This is a genomic window from Arthrobacter sp. FW305-BF8 (assembly GCF_021789315.1).
Classification (GTDB): domain Bacteria; phylum Actinomycetota; class Actinomycetes; order Actinomycetales; family Micrococcaceae; genus Arthrobacter.
Genome location: NZ_CP084561.1, coordinates 2,450,160 through 2,469,022, shown reverse-complemented (window position 1 = coordinate 2,469,022; position 18,863 = coordinate 2,450,160). Strand labels below are relative to the sequence as shown.

Genomic DNA, 18,863 nt, shown 5'->3' with positions numbered 1-18,863 from the left:
CACTTACCGCGAGGGCCTGACCACCATGGCGGAGCCTCCCCCGCGCCTGACCGGCTCAGCCGCGGCGACCATGCGCCCGCCGGACTCGAACTCGATGGCCGTAGCCGCGCCGATCTCCGCTGCCGAAGTGAACGCGTCACCGGACGGGGTGAACTCGTGGCCGAACGGCTTCAGCTGGCTTTCATACGTCTTGATGAACGCCGGCTCGGCCGTAACCTTGGCCGCGTTCCGCTGCGCCGCCCGCGGAGCCGCGATGGCAGCGGAGATGTTCATCCCCAGGTCCACCCTGTTCAGGATGGTCTGCAGGACGGTGGTGATGATCGTTGAGCCGCCGGGCGAGCCGAGGGCCAGGAACGGCTCGCCGTCCTCGAGGATGATGGTCGGCGACATCGAGGACCGGGGCCGTTTGCCGGGCTCAATCCGGTTCGGGTCCTTCGGGTCGTACACGGTGGAGAAGTCGGTCAGCTCGTTGTTCAGCAGGAACCCGCGGCCGGGCACCACGATGCCCGACCCGCCGGTCTGCTCAATGGTGAGGGTGTACTCGACGACGTTGCCCCACTTGTCCGCGACGGTCATGTTGGTGGTGGAGATGTTCTCGGTGTCCTTCTCGCTAGCGGGGGCCGCCGCGGCGGCCGGGCACGCGCCGTCGTAATTTGCCACGTCACCAGGGGCCACCGGCTTTGATGCCGCCTTCTTCGGATCTATCTCGCAGGAGCGTTCCTTGCCGAACAGCGGGTCCGTCAGGCGACGCGTGGGAACATCGACGAACGCGGGGTCGCCCACGTACTTGCCGCGGTCAGCGAAGGCGAGCGCGCTGGCCTCGAAGTAGTGGTGCAGCGCGCTGGGCCTGGACATGCCGGAGAGGTTGAACGGCTCAAGGATGTTCAGCGCCTCGCCCACGGTGGTGCCGCCGCTGCTTGAGGGGGCCATGCCGTATACGTCGAGGCCGCGGTACTCCACGTGGGTGGGCCGCTGGTTCAGCGCGCGGTACTTGGCGAGGTCCGCCGTCGTCAGGTGGCCAACGGGGACAGGCAGCTTGGTGGTCTTGGTCTTGGGCGGAGCCTGGACCGTTGCAGCTATCTCCTTCGCCAGCGCCCCGTGGTAGAAGCCGCGTGTTCCCTTGTCCGCGAGCAGCCGGTAGGTTGCCGCAAGGTCCGGGTTCTTGAAAATACTGCCGACGGCGGGTGCGTCACCGCCGGGAAGGAAGAGCTTGCTGGTTGAGGTAAACGCCTTGAAGCGGAGCTTGTTGTCGAGGGTCTGCTGACGGAAGGTATCGTCCACCACAAACCCGCGGTCCGCAACTTCGATGGCCGGCTCGAGGACGTCGTCGAGGTCCTTGGTTCCCCACCGGTCCAGCGCCCGCTCCCACGTGGCCGGCGTGCCGGGAACGCCCACCGACACGCCGCTGGTGACGAGCTCCGGAGTGAAGTTGTAAGGTTTCTGCGTCTTCGGGTCGATGAAGGCGTCGTGCGGCATGGCCGCGGGTGCCGTCTCGCGGCCGTCGATGGTGCTGACACGCCCGGTGTGGGCGCTGTAGAAGAGGAAGTACCCGCCGCCGCCGACCCCGGCACTGTACGGCTCGGTTACGCCGAGGGTGGCCGCAGCGGCCACCGCGGCGTCCGCAGCGTTGCCTCCCCGGCGGAGGATGTCGATGGCCGCGGCGGAAGCCTCCGGGTCCACGGTGCTCACCGCGCCGCCATATCCGGTGGCCGTCGCGGTCTTTTCGGTCACCCGCTCATCAGCAAACGCGGGAGGGGCGACGGCGCCCGCCGTCACGCTCATGGCCAGGGCCGTGGTCACGGCTGCTACTTGGCTTTTCAGGTGTGGCATGGTCGCTCCCGGGTCAGGGTAGTGCGGGTGACGGTACTGTCACGCTACTCCGCAGAGGAAGGACACTCAACGGCCTAAACTTTCACCGGCCGTGTGCTTCATCAGCCGCGGCGCGCTGCCGGCGGCTGGCATACAGGAACGGCACGGCGAGCAATTGGATGACGCCGCTGAACGCTACCGATGCCGGATAGCCGTACACATCAGCGGTCCGGCCGAGCACCGGCTGCACCACCACGCCGCCGCTTGAGCCCATGAGGGAGGCAAAGCTGAGTACTGTCGCCCGCTGCCCGGAGTCGATCATGTCGTTGAGGTAGGCCTGCCCCACCGGAGTCCCGACCTCCGCCACCAGCGCCCAGACGGCCAGCAGCATCAGGGCCACCCAGAATTCACGCGTGAAGCCGAGCGCCACCAGAATCAGCGCGCTCCCGGATCCGCTGAGGATCAGCACCGTGGTGCGTTTGCGGACCAGGCGCCGGAAGTGCGGCGCCAGCCAGCCGCCGAGAACCTCTGCCCCTGCCACGATGGCTGCGGCCAATCCTGCGATGGCGTACGCGCTGCGGTCGCCGAACAGCTCAAGCAGGTACGGCTGCAGGGCGTAGAAGACATAGATCCCGACACCGGCCGTGAACGGCGCGGACAGCATCACGTAACGCACAGGCGGATTTTTCAGGCCGTTCTCGATGGACGCTGAAAGGACGGCGCGCGTCGCCTGAAGGGGACGCGCGGAGCGTTCGGGGGTGAAGCCGACGTCGTGCATGAGCCAGAGGGCCACCACGAACATGGCCAGCAGCACGCCCACCCGCAACAGGAACGGCACGCCGAGGTCGGTGGCCTGGGCAATGACGCCGCCTGCCACCGACCCGATGAGCATGGCGGTGCCGGACACCACCTGGCCGCGCCCGAATACCGTCTCCAGCGCACCGTCGTAGCCGGAGAAGTGCAGCGCGTCCACGAGCCACGCCTCCACGGCGCCGGAGAAGAAGGTGAAACCCAAACCAAGCAGCACGGACACCACAGCCCACGACCAGAACGGGGCGGAAAGCTGCCACAGCAGGTAGTAGAGGAGCGTCGAAACGGACAGGGTCGCGGTGCCGAGCAGGAAGGAAACGCGGCGCCCCCAGCCGTCGGCCACCACGCCCGTGGGCACCTCGAACAGCACCATCCCGGCGGTGAAGAAGGCATTCGCGGCAAAAGCCTCAAGGTTGCTGAGCCCCGCGTCGAGCAGAAACAGCGTGTTGATGCCCCAGATGAATGACGCCGCAAGGGTATTGCCCAGTGTCAGCGTCAGGTAGATGCGCTGCAGCTTGCGGGCCGCCGGGTTCATCGCCTCGCTGTCCGTCCCGGCGCGGAGTTGGGGCACGGAACCCATTCTCGTCGTCTTCGCCGGGGGCCGCCAGAGACCCTTTTATCAGGCGGCGTTCGAGCGTAGCGTCGTGCCCAACGGAGTGGGCGGCGAAAGGCGGTGCGGCTCCGGTCCGCACAGCGCCGCCTCCCTCCTGAGCCGTCGAAGGAGGCGGGAATGGCTGCTGGCTGGAACGCTGATACGGCTGCCGGTCCGGTGGGGTCGGGCACGGTCACCCTGGTGGAGGGGTCGTCCTTCTGTATCTCCTCGGCGAACGGGGATATTCACCCGGAGCATCCGCACGGGGTCTTCCATGAGGACACCCGCATCCTGTCCCGCTGGAACCTGTCAGTGAACGGCCTGCCCCTGGAGGCGCTGACGGCGGAAACCAAGGAGCCTTACCGGGCGCTGTTTATTGGCCGCGTTCCCCGCTCTGACGGCTATGCGGACAGTCCCCTGATCGTGGAACGCCTGCGGGAGGTCGGTGCCGGCATCCGCGAGGAGATCACCATCAGGAACTACTCCTCGAAGGAAACTGAGTGCATCGTTTCCCTCAACGTTGAGTCGGATTTTGCCGATCTCTTCGAAGTGAAGGAGGCGCGTGTCCAGCGGCGCTGGGAAGAATCCCGCCAGCCTGAGAGCGACTCCCTGGTGATCAAGGCGGGCTGGCAGGACCTCGTTAAGAGCGTCGTCGTCAATGCACATGGCGCCGAGGTCACCGCCGATTCCCTGACCTTCCGGACGTTAGTCCCGGCGCGCGGTGCCTGGAGCTCTCGGGTGAGCGTCGCGCCGGCCGCCAACGGCGGCGGCGGGGTCCCGCCGTCGTCGTTAATCCGTCCCGCGCCCGGTGACGTATCACCGAGCGACCGCCGTCGGCAGGAATGGGTGGCCAAGATTCCCAAGCTGCACATGGGAAACCGTTCCATCGAGCGGACCCTGCGGCGCAGCTATGACGATCTGGGCGCGCTCCGCATCGAGGATCCCGCACATCCGGAGCGCATCGTGGTGGCCGCCGGTGCCCCGTGGTTCATGACGCTGTTCGGCCGGGACTCGTTGTGGGCCTCGGAAATGGCGCTGCCGGTGGATCCGTCCCTGGCGCTGGGCACCCTGCAGACGCTGGCCGACCGGCAGGGCAAGGTGGTGGACGTGATGAGCGAGGAGGAGCCCGGGAAGATCCTGCACGAGGTCAGGCTTGGCATCTCCAGCGGGCTGGCGCTGGGCGGCAAATCCGCCTACTACGGCAGCGTCGATGCCACGCCGCAGTTCGTGATGGCGCTCGGTTCGGTGAGCCGCTGGGGCTTCGCCAAGGACACGATTGCAGCGCTGCTGCCCCATGCCGACCGCGCCCTGGACTGGGTGCGGAATTACGGCGACAAGGACGGCGACGGTTTCGTCGAGTACGAGCGCCTCAACGACCAGGGCCTCATCAACCAGGGCTGGAAGGACTCGTGGGACGGCATCAACTTCGCGGACGGGACGCTGGCCGAGCCCCCCATCGCGCTCTGCGAAGTCCAGGCCCTGGTCTACAGCGCGTTTCTGTCCAGGGCATGGATGGCGTACGACGCCGGCGACGCACCGTTGGCGGCGCGGCTCACCGAAGAGGCGGCGCAGCTGAAGAAGAAGTTCAACGAACAGTTCTGGCTGCCGGACCGCGGCTATTACGCCGTCGCGCTGGACCGCAACAAGCGGCCGGTGGATGCGTGCACTTCGAACATGGGGCAGTGCCTGTGGCACGGCATCGTGGATGAGGACAAGCTGCCGCTGGTAGCCGAGCGGCTGATGACCCCCGAAATGTTCAGCGGCTGGGGTGTCCGGACGCTGGCCACGGACATGGGCGCCTACAACCCGGCCAGTTACCACAATGGGTCGGTCTGGCCCCACGACAATGCCATCATCGCGGTTGGCCTGTTGCGCTACGGCTTCGTGGTGGAGGCACAGCGGATCGCCACGGCCCTGCTGGAGGCCGCCGAATACACCGACGGGCGCCTGCCGGAACTGTTCTGCGGGTTCAGCCGGGACCAGGTCACCGAACCAGTGCCGTATCCGACGGCGTGCTCCCCGCAGGCATGGGCGGCCACCACGCCGATCATGCTGGTGACCAGCCTCATGCGGTACGACGCGCACGTGTCCCGGGGCGGCATGTGGCTGGATCCCGTGCTGCCCGAATCCTACGGCGACCTGCACATCACCAACGCTCCCATGGGCGGCGGCAGGATCACCATCAACATCACGGGTTCCGAGCCCTCCGTGCAGGGGCTGCCGGAAGGACTGACCTTCCACCGCGAACACCGGCCGTGGCTGACGGAGCTGCTGGCTGAAGCCGGTCTAGGTAAGTAAGAGCCGGGCTGGGTAAGTAGGAGCCGGTCAAGGCAAGTAGGGCTAGGCCCGGCGGTCCAGCGCCTGCAGCAGCCGCTGAACGGAGCCACCGAGGTTCCACTCGGTGGCGAGGCACTCGAGCTCTTCCCGCGCCCCGCCCCGGACGGCATGCAGTTCCGCGCCGGCTTCCTCAAGGGAGGGCAACTCCAGGTTGCGCACCACGTTGACGACGGCGGGGGCCACCTTGAGATAGTCCGCGGCCGCGGCGAGCTTGGACCGCACCGAGGCGGACACCTTGCTTCCGGGATCCGCCGCCGCCGCGAGCAGCCCATCGAGCGTGCCGTGTTCCAGGAGGAGCGCCGCGGCGGTCTTCTCGCCGATGCCCGCCACGCCCGGCAGCCCGTCCGACGCGTCACCGCGGAGGGTGGCGTAGTCGGCGTACTGCTCGGGGAGCACGCGGTATTTCCCGACCACGGCGGCGTCGGTCAGGACTTCGAGGTTTTTCATGCCCCGGGCGGTGTAGATCACGCGCACCTGCCTGGTATCGTCGACCAGCTGGAAGAGGTCCCGGTCCCCCGTCACCACGTCCACCGGAAGGCTGGCGTGGCTGGCATAGGTGCCCACAACGTCGTCGGCCTCATGCTCCGGAGCGCCCACGACGGCGATGCCGGCGAGGCCCAGCACGTGGCGGATCAGCGGGATCTGGGCCTCCAGCGCGTCCGGCACCACTTCCACGTCCGGGACAGCCTGCCTCACCTCGGCTACCCGGTGGGACTTGTAGGTCGGGATAAGGTCAACCCGCCACTGCGGACGCCAGTCGTCATCCCAGCAGGCCACCAGATGTGTGGCGCCGTAGTCCGTGGTGAGCCGCGCAATCATGTCCAGCAGGCCGCGGACGGCGTTCACCGGCGTTCCGTCGGCCCGGCGGATGGTGTCAGGCAGGCCATAAAAGGCGCGGAAGTACAGGGAGGCGGTATCCAGCAGCATGAGGCGGTTGACCATGACTGATCCTGACACGGATTCACCGCCCGGTGCCTGTGACACGGGCCGGAAGTGGGAGGATGGGCGCATGGAACTGCACATCACCGGCGACCCGGCCGCCGACAAACTGCTCAGCGATGACGCTTTCGCGCTGCTCACCGGCATGCTGCTTGACCAGCAGGTGACCATGGAGTCGGCGTTCGCCGGACCCGAAAAGATCCGCACGCGCATCGGCTCCATCAGTCCTGCCGCCGTCGCGGAACATGACCCGGCAGGCTTCGTCGAGGTGTTCAAGGAGCGCCCGGCCGTCCACCGCTTCCCCGGCTCCATGGCCGGGCGCGTCCAGGCGCTCGCCGAGGCCGTGCAGAGCGAGTGGAACGGCGACGCAACCGCCATCTGGACCCGGGACGAACCCGACGGCAAAGAAGTTCTGCGCAGGTTGAAGGCCCTGCCCGGATTCGGCGAGCAGAAGGCCAAGATCTTCCTGGCGCTGCTCGGCAAGCAGCGCGGACTCGAGGCGCCGGGCTGGCGCGAGGCCGCCGGCCACTATGGCGAGGAGGGGTCGTACCTCTCGGTCGCGGACATCGTGGACCCCGAGTCGCTGACGAAGGTGCGCGCCAGCAAGCAGGCAGCCAAGGCCGCCGCCAAGGCAGCGAAGGCGCCGGCCGCCGAATAGCCGTCAGGCCGAACAGCCGGCCTGAACAGGGGTCAAGTCTGAACAGGGGTTAAGTACGACGGCGGCCGGTCGCCTTGGCGCTACAGGCTCAGTACTCGCCCTTGATCACGAAGTAGGAGCCGCGGATCTCGCCGGCCAGCTTCGACTTTTGCCGCGCGAACTTGAAGTTTGAGGCAAGCTCCTCGGGAACTTCCATGCCTTGCGACAGCTTGAAGCCCACTGCCCGCTTCGCTCCGTCCTCGATCCCGTACATCACGTTGATTGACAGGCCGGATTCGTAGAACACGTACGCCATCCGGAAACCGTCCACCTCGAAGGAAGTAACCTCGAGCGGACGGGACGAGATGACGATGTTGCGCTCTTCCGAGAGGATGCGGTTGACCCAGTCGAGCGTTTCGGGCGCCTCACTGGCGGGCCTGACGGTAAACGCGTGGCCGTACTTGTTCTTGTAATAACGTGCCTCGTTGGCACGCAGGCCTGCCAGCGGCTCCGCCACTGGCGACGATTCCACACCGACGGTGGATACGTTCTGGAAGTCTACGGTGTATGGCATGCGCCCTCCTGATCATGATTCATCGCACTCCTCACCCTAATGTCCGGCGCTGCAGCCCGGCTTCTCGATTCCTGATCGATTGGATTCAGTAGCTTGAGTCAGTAGCGCGGGAGTCAGTAGCGCCAGCGGAGGGCAGCGATGACAGCCTCGCGGTCAAGCTTGGCAAACCGCTCTGCTTCGCCGCGCCGCACCGCAACGTAGGCGTCCAGCAGTTCATGGCCCAAAGCGGAGCGGAGGAAACTGCTGCTCTCAAGATCGTCCAGGGCCGTGAACAGGTCAGGTGCAAACGCCCGGATATCCAGTCGCTCCCTCTCCGCCTCGCTCAATGTCCCGGGATCGACGGTGACCTCCGCAGGCAGTTTCAGCCGATTCCTGTAGCCCTCCATCGCGGCGGCGAGAATGGCCGCTACGGCAAGGTACTGGTTGGCGGATCCGTCGCAGCATTTCACTTCGGCGTTCGATTGCCCGTCCCCGTCGCCCCTCAGGCCTGGTACGAAGCGGACGGCGGCCTCGCGGTTGCCCGTGCCCCAGCAAACAAAACTGCCCGCCCATTGTTCTGGTTGTAGCCGGGCCAGGCTCAAGGCGCTTCCGCCCAGCAATGCCGAGCTTTCCGCCAGCCTGCCGAGCACCCCCGCGATCATGCTCTCGCCTTCCGGGCTCATCTGCGTCGCGGCTGCAGCGTCGTAAAAGACGTTGCCGGCCCTGGTTCTCGCGGAGAAATGGATGTGGCAGCCGTTGGTCGCTGTTTTGGAATCCGCCATTGGCGAGTAGGAAACGCGCAATCCATGCCGGTGGGAAACCCGGGCGACGATGAACCGGGCGAGAAGGTAATCGTCCACGGCCCGGACCGGGCTTCTCGGAGCCAGGGCGATTTCCACCTGGCCCTGGCCATACTCGGGGTGGATCTGCTCCACCGGAACGCCGGCCTCCACCAGCGCTGCAAGCACGTCCAGATGCCACGCTTCCAGCTGCAGGAATGCGGCCGCACTGTAGCCCGGACCACCGTGCGCCAGAACAGGCGCATCCTGAGTACCGCTGAACACGGTGAACTCCAGCTCGAACCCTACCGACATCTCCAGCCCGGCCGTTGACCATTCGGCTGCCACTCGTTTGAGGGCAGTGCGCTGGCAGGTAGGAAACGGAACACCCTGCATGTCCACCAGGTCGGCCGCCGCCCAGGCGAGGCCGCTTGCCTTGTCGATGACGGCAACTGCCGAGCGGTCCGGCATTCCGCGCAGGTCACCGACTATGGGATCGATCCCGGATGATCGGGTGACGTGATCGTCAGCGGCCAGCAGGACACCGACGCTGACTGAGACGCCGCAGCCGTGGTGGAAGGCGCCCTCGACCCTGGGTCCCGGCAAAACCTTGACCCGTGACACACCCGCGTTGTCCAGGTGGGAAATGACAAGAGCCCTGACTTGCTGGAGATCCAAGTCTGCCTTGGGATTTGAAGTCACAGCTTTCCTTCCGTCGTCCGGGCAACCGGCGCTGGCCTTAGGCGCTCAGGTTGGCTGAGGCGCTCAGGGTATAGACACGCTCCGCGTTTTTCGAGGCCACCATCGTGGCAATTCTCTCGGTGTCCTTAGCTGTTGCCCAGCCCGAGGCAATCCATTCGTCCATGAGGGCCGCGAACTCCGTTCTCCAGCTGGCCGCACTGACAGCGTAGTGCTCGGCAAGGCCATACGAGTCCGATGAGTACAGAACCTTGCTGAACGGTGCGATCTCCATCGCCTGGCGGATCGCTGTGCAGGCGCTCGGGCCAAGGTAGTGCGATACCAGACCCGTGTCCAGGTAGACGTGCGGGAAGACCTGGGCCAGGATCCCGGCTTCCCTGATAAAGGGGTAGCAATGCAGCAGCATGAAATCGACGCCCAGTGTTCTGGTGGCGCGGAAGAGCGGGGTGAGCCGGGATGGATCAGCCCGGAACAGCTCAATGTCGCCGTCGCCGTATCCGGTGTGGAGCTGAAGGGGAAGGCCTGCATCGATTCCGGACCAGAGCCCGAACCTCAGCAGGACCGGGTCCGTGACTCGGAAGGTGCCGGTTCTCTCCGCAGTGCGGAACCATTCGTCAGCGGCTTTGAGCACTTCGGGCCCGGACGGCCGTTCGGCGGGAATGTCGAAACCATGACGGTAGGCGATGATGGATTTCAGCCCCACCGCTTCGCGGCTTCTGGCGGCCAGGGTCGCCGGAAGTTTCGCAACGAAGCCGGCTGCCGTGGACTCCGCCGCGAGGTCCTCCGCGACCCTCTCGATGCGGACGATCTCGGCGGTACGGGCTCCAGCACGCGCCGCCATCTCACCGGGGCCAAGAAGCCGTGCATCCCGGATGCCGGTGTCGAGAAGGTAGTCGGACGTCCCTGTGCTGCGAAGCAGCAGTCGGCTGGCTTCCGCGGCGCCGACGCTCCTGCGCCGTGCAAGGTAGTCATCCAGTGGCGCACGTGGCTCGAGTCCGAGGATCGGCGCACAGAAACGCCGCACCGCCAGCCCGAAGGGCGAATCAAGGCTGTCCGTGCCTGCCGGTCCCGGCCAGTCGGACTCGGTGGCCAGGCTCTTGAACCCGTCGTCGCTCAGTTGGGTGTCGACGACGCCATGGCTGTGGTGATCGATCAGGGGCAGGTCGATTCCGCGCGTGCTGGTGTCAGTCATGGACTGCCTCCGATTCAGCTGGCGTTGACCGCCGGAGTGTTCACCCGTCCGCCCAAAGCAGCCCAGAGGTAGCGGATGGCTGCCTCGACGCCTTTGGGATTCACTCCGGCCAGAAGCTGCAGGACCAGGCCGTCCAGCGCCGCGAACGCGGCCTGGGCAGCGCCCTCCGGGCCGCCGAAGTTGATGCGCTGCAGGCCGTCAGAAAGCGCCGCAATGTAGCTTTCGTACAGATGCTGCACAGGCCCCGCCAGTTCGGGGCGCCGCCGCGATTCAAGGATCATTTCGTACTGGAAAATCTGGATATCGGGGTTGTTTTCAATCAGCGACAGGATGCACTGGCAGAACTCCTCCTCGGTCGCGGGCAGTGCCTCCAGCTGTGACAGCCCGATCGACTGCTGCACGGACCATTCCAGTGCGGCTTCGATGAGGGCGTCCCGCTTGCCGAAGTGATGGACCACCAAGGTGTTGTTGACGCCGGCGTGCTCGGCAACAGCACGGAAGGTCAGGCCCCGTAGGCCCTTTTGCGCCACCACATGCACGGTTGCCGCGAGCAAAGCTTCGCGGCCTGTGCCGTAGCTGTTCTGTTTCTGCCCGCTCATGTGACCGATTCTAGCCGCTGGGCGCAGCGTATTGACTCCAAACCTCAGCGGATGCTTAGCTGTGATGCAACGCACAACTAAGCAATTGCAGAGTTGTTTATCCCAGGAGGATCGAATGTCCACATCCACGAACGCCATCGAGTTCACCGTCCACGGTGCCTTTGATCCGCAGAAGTACGAGCCCTTCATTCTGGGCCAGGTCCAGTGGGTTCGACGCCCCGGAGACGGCGACCGTCCAGCACTGTCCGCAGGTTTCTGGCACGTCACTACCGAGGAGGCCCCCGAACCCTTCGACCTGCTGATCGAGGCGGACGAAACCATCCACATCATCGAAGGCCACCTGCGCATCGAGGTGCAGGGCGGCGAGAGCTTCGACCTGAAGGCAGGTTCAGCGGCTTCATTCAACAAGGGAGCCCAAACCCGGTGGACTGTGGTCGAGGACACCACCGAGTTCTTCGTCTACTCCTGACCGACAGCAAGCGGATCTGAAACAGAAGGCTCACCATGACTGACACCATCAACAACACCCGGCAGGCCGACGTCGTCATCATCGGCGCAGGCTTCGCCGGCCTTACTGCTGCCCGTGAACTGCGCCAGGCGGGTTTGTCCGTTATCGTTCTCGAAGCAAGGGAGCGCATCGGCGGCCGCACCTGGCTGGATGACCGCCTCGGCCGCCCCCTGGAAATAGGCGGCACGTGGGTACACTGGACGCAGCCCTATGTATGGGCGGAGATGAAGCGCTACGGCATCGGCGCCGTTCAGAGCCCTGTTCCGGAACGTGCCTACTGGTGGGCCGGCGGTACACGGCACGAGGGCAGTCCGGATCAGCTGCTGAGTGAAATCGATGCGTCCAACCGGAAGCTGGTGGAACAATCGCGCGAGTACTTCCCGCAGCCTTTCGCCCCGTTCACCAACCCTGATGTCAAGGGCATTGATCATGCTTCCCTGCCGCGGAAAATTGCGGAATTAGGAATCACCGATTACTCCCGCGACATCCTGGAATCATTCTGGGCGCTGAACTTCAACGGGCCGATCGACGATGCTGCGTTCACCCAGGCCCTGCGGTGGGTGGCGCTCACCAACGGAGACTGGATGGTCAACTTCGAAGCCTGCGCCACCTTCAAGATCGAGGGAGGGACCGGCAAGCTGATCAGCGGCATCGCCGCCGGAACAGACGTCCGCCCCGGAACGACCGTTTCGGCCGTTACCTACGCGGACGGCCACCCCACCGTCATGACCACCGACGGAAAGGAATTCCACGCGGCACACGTGGTCTGCACGCTTCCGCTCGGAGCCATGGGCGCGGTCGCGTTCGACCCGCCGCTTCCCGCGGCAAGCCGGAAGAGCATCTCTGAAGGCCAGGTCTCCAAGGGCATCAAGGTCTGGATCACCGTCAAGGGCGAGGTGAAGCCGTTCGTTGCCCTCGGATCCGCCGAGTGGCCGCTGAACTTCGTCCAGGCGGAATACGACCATGATGGAAACACCATTCTGGTTGCCTTCGGACCGGACACGGCGCGCCTGGATGCCACCGATGCCCGGCAGGTCCAGGCCGCCCTTGACCTGCTCGCGCCGGACCTTGACGTACTCGATGTAGCCAGCCACGACTGGACCAGCGACCCGCTGTCAGGTGAAACGTGGCCCATGCACCGGCCGGGCTTCCTGACAGAATCCCTCCCCGGTTTCCAGCAGCCGCACGGCAGCCTCCTGTTCGCAGGGTCGGACTATGCCAACGGCTGGGGCGGCTTCATCGACGGGGCCATCGAAAGCGGGCTGGAAGCAGCCCGGAGCATCCTGAACGGAGCCGCCGCCTGATTTTCCAGGCGCGCGCTACTTCTTAGCCGGGGAGAGGCCGGCGGCGTTCGCGTCGCCGGCTGCGCCCGAACGTTCGAGCAGTCTGCCGACCTGGACGACGGCGGATCTGATCTTCCCCGGATTTCCAAAGGTGAGGAACTGGAGCATCAGTCCGTCGAGCGCGGCGAACACCGCCCGGGAAAGTTCATCGTCCGTATCGAGGGAACGCTGACGGAGGGCCGTCTCGACGGTTGAGATGTAGTTGTCATAAAGGCGGTCCAGAAGGGCCTTTAGCTCCGGCTTTCGCCGGGCTTCAAGAAGCATTTCAAACTGGAACAGTTGCAATTCCGGCTCAGAGGCTACGGAGGCCAGCAGCGCATCGGCGAACTGTTCGTCGAAATCCGCTACCCGGGCAAGCCCGGTTTCATCAATGGACCGCTGCACAGCCCACTCAAGGGTGGCCGCGAGCAAACCTTCGATCGAACCGAAGTGATGCGTAATGAGCGTGTGATTCACACCTGCCCGGGAGGCAACAGAACGGTAAGTGACTCCCCGCAGGCCCTTCTCGGCAACAACATCAATGACCGCTGCCAGCAGTGCATCGCGGCCATCCCCGTAGGGCAAACGTTGGGAATCCAGGCTCATGAGCCGATTCTAGCCCCGCCGGCACGCCTGACTGGGACCCTTGACACCCAGAACTAAACACTTGTAGAGTTTTGCTCGTGATGCGGCTCACGTTCCGCTGGTCACAATCGCTTTTTCCGAAGACGCGCACGAGGGAGTGCGCCTTCAACCGGTACCCACACTTACTCATCGGCATGACTCGTGAGTCCTTGCCCTGGCGAAAGAGCCACATCATGAACCAACAAACCGGACAGATGCCCGCTCAGGACACGGTCACCAGCCCTGTCCGCCTGCGCCCGAATAAGCTGGGCGTCATCGCAGTGGCCTTCTTTGCGATCGCTGCCGCCGCGCCCATGGCGGCCGTTGTCGGCGCGAGCCCGGTTCTGTTCGCGGCCAGCGGACCCGGAACCCCTGTTATCTACGTCATCGCTGCCCTTCTCGTGGCCCTGTTTTCCGTGGGATATCTGCGGATGAGCCACAGCATCACCAACGCGGGCGGATTTGTCGCCTACATCGCCAAGGGACTGGGCACGAAGTGGGCCACAGGCGGGGCAGGAATCGCGATCCTGACCTATGTCAGCCTCCAAGTGGGGCTCTGGTCCCAGTTCGGCGTCTTCGCCCAGCAACTCGCCGTGACCCTGACGGGACTTGGGCTACCGCCATACTTCTGGATCGTCGCCGTGCTGTCGCTGGCCACCGCCCTGACCATGAAGGGCGTGGATGCAAGCCTCAAGGTGTTGGGCGTGCTGATCCTGGGCGAAACCCTCGTCGTTGCCGCTCTTGTCGTTTCGCTGATCGCCCAAAAGGGGTTCGGGATCTTCACCTTCGACGGGTTCACCGGCGCCAACATTGTGGGACCCGGACTCGGCATCTCGCTGCTGTTCGCCTTTGCCTGCTTCACGAGCTTCGAGGCGACCGTCGTCTTCGCCGAAGAGGCGGTGAACCCGCGCAAGACGATTCCCCGCGCGGCGTATCTCGTCATTGCCTTCGTTGGCTTCTTCTATATGATTTCGACCTGGGCCATCAGCGGAGCAATCGGCATTGACCGGGTCCAGTCCGAAGCCGCAGCCAACCCTGCCGGCATGATCTTCGACCTCGCCCAGTCCAGCGCCGGCTCGTGGCTCAGCCTGTCCATGCAGATACTCGTCGTCACCAGTTTCATTGCCATGATGCTGGGCCTGGCCAACATGTTCGCCCGGTATCTCTTCGCCCTGGGACGCGCCGGGACGCTGCCCGCAAAACTGGCATCAGTCTCAAAGAGCGGCGCCCCGAGGTTCGCCGGGCTGGTCAACGGCCTCGTGGTCCTCGCCATCATCAGCGCCTTCCTGGTCTCCGGGGCTGACCCCATCACCACTGTGTTCGCATGGTTCGTCGCCCTCGGAACCGCCGGCTTCATCAGCATCCTCCTCCTGACGTCCGCGGCGATCATCGTCTTCTTCGCCAGGGCGAAGATTCGCGGCAACCCCTGGGTGACCGTCATCGCGCCAGTCCTGTCCTTCATTTCGTTCATCATCATCGGCTACCTGACCCTGGACAACTACGATGCCCTGCTCGGCGGCGCCGGCGGTGTTGCACGCTGGCTCCTCCTCGGCATCCCCTTCGTCCTCGTCGCAGGAATAGTCCGGGGAGCCCAGAAACCGTCAATCGACTACGCCTCCGAAATCGTCTGAGGCCATCACCCGCTCAACGAACCACCCGCTCAACGAACCGCACCGTTCAAGAACCAAGCTCAACCAAAGGAAAACCATGACCGCGACTGACATCCAAGACTACGTTCCCGAGAACGAATGGCCCTCCGTGGCCACCATGCTCGACGGATTCGGCGACCAGACCCTGCCCGCCTCCACGGCCCTGACCGGCACCGCACTGCACATCCCCCAGGACGGCGGCGCCGGCACAACCGCCTACACCTTCCACGACGCGCATTCCCTCACATGGACTTCGACCGACGGCAACGGGGACCAGGGTGCAGCCAGATACAAGGCAATCGAAGCGCGCCCGGGCATTTTCATCATCGACTTCGTCAAGGGAGAAGGCCGCCACGCTGAAAATGTCACCATCATCCTGGACCGGAACACCGGCGCCGTCACAACAGCCATCAGCTCCTTCATCGCCGAAGGAGGCAAGGTCCGAAGCACCACCACGTTCAACCACGGAAACGTGGACGGAGCCGCGGCCGTGCATTCCCGCTCGGGCGGACTGGTCGGCAAGCGCATCTACTACCGCTACAGCGACGTCGAAACCTACGAACACATCTACCTCAACGCCGGCACCTTCACGTGGCACTGCCTCCGTGGCGGCGAGGCAGGACTGGCCGACACCGACCGCTGCCTGACCTTCAACGTCGGCGAGGACCTCTACCTGTTCTTCTGGGCCGAAAAAGTCATGACCGTTGAGGCGGTTTTGCTCATCGACCTGCGCGAGCAACGCTCCATCGGGCGGATGTTCGGCTGGGACGAGCCCGCGGCCGAACCGGTGATCCTGCCTTTCGACTCCCGCCTCAGCATCCTGAACACCACCGAATACCCGCAGGACAACCACAAGCACTAACCGGCCACCCCACGAGGAACACCAATGAAAACTTACGATTCACTGCTTGCCAGCATCTCGGCAGCGCCGGGCCAGGAGGGCCGGACCATTCTCGACCCCGCCACCGGCGGCGTCGTCGGCGAGGCGCCGGTCCACACCGTTGCGGACCTCGAAACCGCCGTCACCGCAGCCGTCGCCGCCCAGCCCGCGTGGGCTGCACTGGGCCACGACGCCCGCTCCGCCGCCCTGCTCAAGGCCGCCCACGCCGTCGAACGCTCCGCCGAGGAACTCGCCCAGCTGCTCTCCCGCGAGCAGGGCAAACCCCTCAACGGCCCGAACGCCCGCTTCGAAGTCGGCGCCTGCGCCGCGTGGCTGCGGGCTGCCGCCGGCACCCCGTTGGACCCGGAAGTTGTGGTGGACGACGGTGAAACCTACGCCGAGCTCCACTACAAACCCATCGGCGTCGTGGGCGCCATCGGCCCGTGGAACTGGCCCATGATGATCACCATCTGGCAGATCGCCCCAGCCCTCCGCATGGGCAACACCGCTGTGGTCAAACCCTCCAAAATGACCCCGCTCTCCGTCCTGGCCCTGATCAAGGTCCTCAACGAAGAACTCCCCGACGGCGTCCTGACCGCCATCTCCGGCGACCGCGAAGTCGGAGCCCGCCTGGCCGAACACCCCGCGGTCGGGAAGCTGATGTTCACCGGTTCCACCACTACAGGGAAGGCGATCATCAAGTCCTCCGCCGACACCGTCAAACGCCTCACCCTCGAACTCGGCGGCAACGACGCCGGCATTGTCCTGCCCGACGCCGACCCCAAAACCATCGCCGAAGGCCTCTTCTGGGGCGCCTTCATCAACACCGGACAAACCTGCGCGGCGCTGAAGCGCCTCTACGTCCACGACGACATCTACGACGCCGTCTGCGAAGAACTCACCGCTGTTGCCAAGCCATGCCCATGGGGAACGGCCTGGACGAAAACAACGTCCTCGGCCCCCTGCAGAACAAAGCCCAGTACGACATCGTCACCAACCTCGTCGACGCAGCGAAAGCATCCGGCGCCCGGATCCTGCTCGGCGGCAACCCCGACCCCGGCCAGCCCGGCTACTTCTACCCCACCACCCTCGTCGCCGACATCGACAACAACAACCCCCTCGTCGCCGAAGAACAGTTCGGCCCCGCCCTGCCCATCATCCGCTACAGCACCATCGACCAGGCCATCGAGTACGCCAACGCCCTCGACGTCGGCCTCGGCGCCTCCGTCTGGTCCCCCAACCTCACCGCGGCCCGCGAAGTCGCCGCCCGCATCGAAGCCGGCACCGTCTGGATCAACAAACACGGCGCCGTAGACCCCCGCGTCCCCTTCGGCGGCGCCAAACAATCCGGCTACGGCCTCGAATTCGGCGTCGAGGGCCTCAAACACCTCGGCGTCCCCCAAGTCATCAATGGGTAGCCATCAACGCCTAGCCCAGGCCAACGAAACATAAGGGCCGCCGTCGCCAACCGCGACGGCGGCCCTTTCGGCACGCCACCAAGCAGATAACCAGAGTGGGACCCGACCAATGTCGCGCTGACCTGCTTGTCGGGACCCCACAAAATCTTGCCCTCGATGGGGAATTAGCGTCGGTTCGGAGGAATATCCGCAGCCATCACACGCAAAGGACCCATCAATGACGATCCAGGCAGACGCGAGCAAAGCCACAAGCCACGCGACCATCCCGGCCACTTTCCCCATCCTCGAAACCGCCAGGCAGCAGGTCCTCGAGGACGGCATCGGGCTCACTCAGGAGCAGCTTGAGGAGGTACTCCGCCTTCCGGACGAGGCCCTTCCCGCCGCCCTGCAACTGGCCCACGAAGTACGCCTCAAGCATTGCGGCGAGGACGTCGAGGTGGAAGGCATCATCTCCATCAAGACCGGCGGCTGCCCGGAGGACTGCCATTTCTGCAGCCAGTCCGGCCTGTTCGACTCCCCCGTCCGCGGTGTGTGGCTCGACATCCCCGAGTTGGTCAAGGCCGCGAAGGAAACCGCGGCGACCGGTGCCACCGAGTTCTGCATCGTCGCCGCCGTCCGCGGCCCCGACATCAAGCTCATGAACCAGATCAAGTTCGCGATCGACCGCATCAACGAGGCAGTCGACATCAACATCGCGTGCTCGCTCGGGATGCTCACCCAGCGCCAGGTGGACCAGCTCGCCGAATGGGGAGTGCACCGCTACAACCACAACCTGGAAACGGCACGCAGCTACTTTCCGGAAGTGGTCACCACGCACAGCTACGAGGAACGCCTCGAGACCTGCAACATGGTCAAGGCAGCCGGTATGGAACTGTGCTGCGGCGCCCTGATCGGCATGGGCGAAACTCTGGAACAGCGCGCCGAACTCGCCGCCCAGCTCGCCGCCCTCGAACCCCACGAGGTGCCGCTGAACTTCCTCAACCCCCGCCCCGGAACCCCGCTCGAAAACCAAGGCATCATGGACGGCAAGGATGCCCTCCGCGCCATCGCCGCCTTCCGGTTCGCCATGCCCCGGACAGTGCTGCGCTACGCCGGCGGCCGCGAGCTCACCCTCGGCGACCTCGGCACACGGAACGGGCTGCTCGGCGGCATCAACGCCGTGATCGTCGGCAATTACCTCACAACGCTCGGCCGGCCGGCTACGGCGGACCTCAACCTGCTGGTCGAGCTGAACATGCCGATCAAGGAACTCCAGAAGACGCTATGACCGGGGTTTCGACTGCCCGGGTTTCGACGGGCTCAACCACCGAAGCCGCCTATTGCGGGCACTGTGGTGAGCCGTACGACGGCGGCGACGGGCCGCCGTCGTACGCCCACCGGAACTGCCGCGCACGCCTGGCAATGGAACCGCCGCGCTACTGCGCCGCCTGCCGGCGCCGGATGAAGGTCCAGGTCACGCCGCTGGGCTGGTCAGCGGAGTGTTCCCGCCACGGGGTGCTGGTCCCGTGACGCAGGG

The 18,863-nt window shown here is 65.3% G+C and carries 16 protein-coding genes and 1 pseudogene; 9 read left to right on the top strand and 8 right to left on the bottom strand.

Features of this window, described 5'->3' with window-relative positions; genetic code table 11:
• Window positions 1-3: 3 nt before the first annotated feature.
• Both ggt and LFT45_RS10985 read right to left on the bottom strand, forming a co-directional pair.
• Window positions 4-1,830 carry a gamma-glutamyltransferase gene (gene ggt, locus LFT45_RS10990; RefSeq protein WP_236803249.1) on the bottom strand — a complete coding sequence of 609 codons (1,827 nt, stop codon included), beginning with the start codon at window positions 1,828-1,830 and terminating at the stop codon, window positions 4-6.
• 82 nt (window positions 1,831-1,912) lie between these two features.
• A complete protein-coding gene (locus LFT45_RS10985) occupies window positions 1,913-3,154 on the bottom strand; it encodes an MFS transporter (protein ID WP_236809274.1) in 1,242 nt (413 codons plus the stop codon).
• A 195-nt stretch (window positions 3,155-3,349) separates the two neighbouring features.
• Here LFT45_RS10985 and LFT45_RS10980 point away from each other — a divergent pair, with 195 nt between their 5' ends.
• Window positions 3,350-5,509 carry an amylo-alpha-1,6-glucosidase gene (locus LFT45_RS10980; RefSeq protein WP_236803248.1) on the top strand — a complete coding sequence of 720 codons (2,160 nt, stop codon included), beginning with the start codon at window positions 3,350-3,352 and terminating at the stop codon, window positions 5,507-5,509.
• Window positions 5,510-5,551: 42 nt separating this feature from the next.
• Here LFT45_RS10980 and LFT45_RS10975 read toward each other — a convergent pair whose 3' ends face one another.
• Entirely contained in the window at window positions 5,552-6,490 is a 939-nt protein-coding gene (locus LFT45_RS10975) for a 5'-3' exonuclease (protein WP_236803247.1), read from the bottom strand.
• A gap of 67 nt (window positions 6,491-6,557) precedes the next feature.
• Between LFT45_RS10975 and LFT45_RS10970 the strand changes: the two genes are divergently transcribed.
• Entirely contained in the window at window positions 6,558-7,145 is a 588-nt protein-coding gene (locus LFT45_RS10970; RefSeq protein ID WP_236809272.1) for an HhH-GPD-type base excision DNA repair protein, read from the top strand.
• Window positions 7,146-7,233: 88 nt separating this feature from the next.
• Here the strand turns inward: LFT45_RS10970 and LFT45_RS10965 are convergent, their stop codons facing one another.
• The 4 genes from LFT45_RS10965 to LFT45_RS10950 all read right to left on the bottom strand — a co-directional run bounded on the left by LFT45_RS10965 (window position 7,234) and on the right by LFT45_RS10950 (window position 10,946).
• The gene (locus LFT45_RS10965; RefSeq protein ID WP_236803246.1) at window positions 7,234-7,698 is read right to left on the bottom strand and encodes a phage tail protein; all 465 of its coding nucleotides are present in this window, start codon (window positions 7,696-7,698) and stop codon (window positions 7,234-7,236) included.
• Between the two features lie 113 nt (window positions 7,699-7,811).
• Window positions 7,812-9,158 carry a hypothetical protein gene (locus LFT45_RS10960; protein WP_236803245.1) on the bottom strand — a complete coding sequence of 449 codons (1,347 nt, stop codon included), beginning with the start codon at window positions 9,156-9,158 and terminating at the stop codon, window positions 7,812-7,814.
• Between the two features lie 37 nt (window positions 9,159-9,195).
• Window positions 9,196-10,347 carry an amidohydrolase family protein gene (locus LFT45_RS10955; protein WP_236803244.1) on the bottom strand — a complete coding sequence of 384 codons (1,152 nt, stop codon included), beginning with the start codon at window positions 10,345-10,347 and terminating at the stop codon, window positions 9,196-9,198.
• 14 nt (window positions 10,348-10,361) lie between these two features.
• The gene (locus LFT45_RS10950) at window positions 10,362-10,946 is read right to left on the bottom strand and encodes a TetR/AcrR family transcriptional regulator (protein WP_236803243.1); all 585 of its coding nucleotides are present in this window, start codon (window positions 10,944-10,946) and stop codon (window positions 10,362-10,364) included.
• A 115-nt stretch (window positions 10,947-11,061) separates the two neighbouring features.
• On the opposite strand from LFT45_RS10950, the gene LFT45_RS10945 reads away from it, so the two are divergent.
• Window positions 11,062-11,415, top strand: coding sequence for a cupin domain-containing protein (locus LFT45_RS10945; RefSeq protein ID WP_236803242.1), 354 nt, complete (start codon window positions 11,062-11,064; stop codon window positions 11,413-11,415).
• Window positions 11,416-11,450: 35 nt separating this feature from the next.
• The gene (locus LFT45_RS10940; protein ID WP_236808768.1) at window positions 11,451-12,758 is read left to right on the top strand and encodes a flavin monoamine oxidase family protein; all 1,308 of its coding nucleotides are present in this window, start codon (window positions 11,451-11,453) and stop codon (window positions 12,756-12,758) included.
• Between the two features lie 15 nt (window positions 12,759-12,773).
• Here LFT45_RS10940 and LFT45_RS10935 read toward each other — a convergent pair whose 3' ends face one another.
• The gene (locus tag LFT45_RS10935) at window positions 12,774-13,382 is read right to left on the bottom strand and encodes a TetR/AcrR family transcriptional regulator (protein WP_236808766.1); all 609 of its coding nucleotides are present in this window, start codon (window positions 13,380-13,382) and stop codon (window positions 12,774-12,776) included.
• 212 nt (window positions 13,383-13,594) lie between these two features.
• On the opposite strand from LFT45_RS10935, the gene LFT45_RS10930 reads away from it, so the two are divergent.
• From LFT45_RS10930 to bsaP, 5 genes and pseudogenes are all read left to right on the top strand, one after another.
• Complete coding sequence (locus LFT45_RS10930) at window positions 13,595-15,031, top strand: APC family permease (protein ID WP_236808765.1); 1,437 nt, start codon at window positions 13,595-13,597, stop codon at window positions 15,029-15,031.
• A gap of 76 nt (window positions 15,032-15,107) precedes the next feature.
• Window positions 15,108-15,911 carry a MoaF C-terminal domain-containing protein gene (locus LFT45_RS10925; protein ID WP_236808763.1) on the top strand — a complete coding sequence of 268 codons (804 nt, stop codon included), beginning with the start codon at window positions 15,108-15,110 and terminating at the stop codon, window positions 15,909-15,911.
• A 24-nt stretch (window positions 15,912-15,935) separates the two neighbouring features.
• A pseudogene (locus LFT45_RS10920) lies at window positions 15,936-17,257 on the top strand (aldehyde dehydrogenase family protein); the annotation flags it as partial.
• 307 nt (window positions 17,258-17,564) lie between these two features.
• Window positions 17,565-18,614 (top strand): biotin synthase BioB, encoded by a 1,050-nt coding sequence (gene bioB / locus LFT45_RS10915; RefSeq protein WP_236808761.1) that lies wholly within the window; start codon window positions 17,565-17,567, stop codon window positions 18,612-18,614.
• Window positions 18,611-18,856 carry a biotin synthase auxiliary protein BsaP gene (bsaP, locus tag LFT45_RS10910; protein ID WP_236808759.1) on the top strand — a complete coding sequence of 82 codons (246 nt, stop codon included), beginning with the start codon at window positions 18,611-18,613 and terminating at the stop codon, window positions 18,854-18,856. The genes bioB and bsaP overlap by 4 nt, the downstream gene beginning before the upstream one ends.
• Window positions 18,857-18,863: the final 7 nt, after the last annotated feature.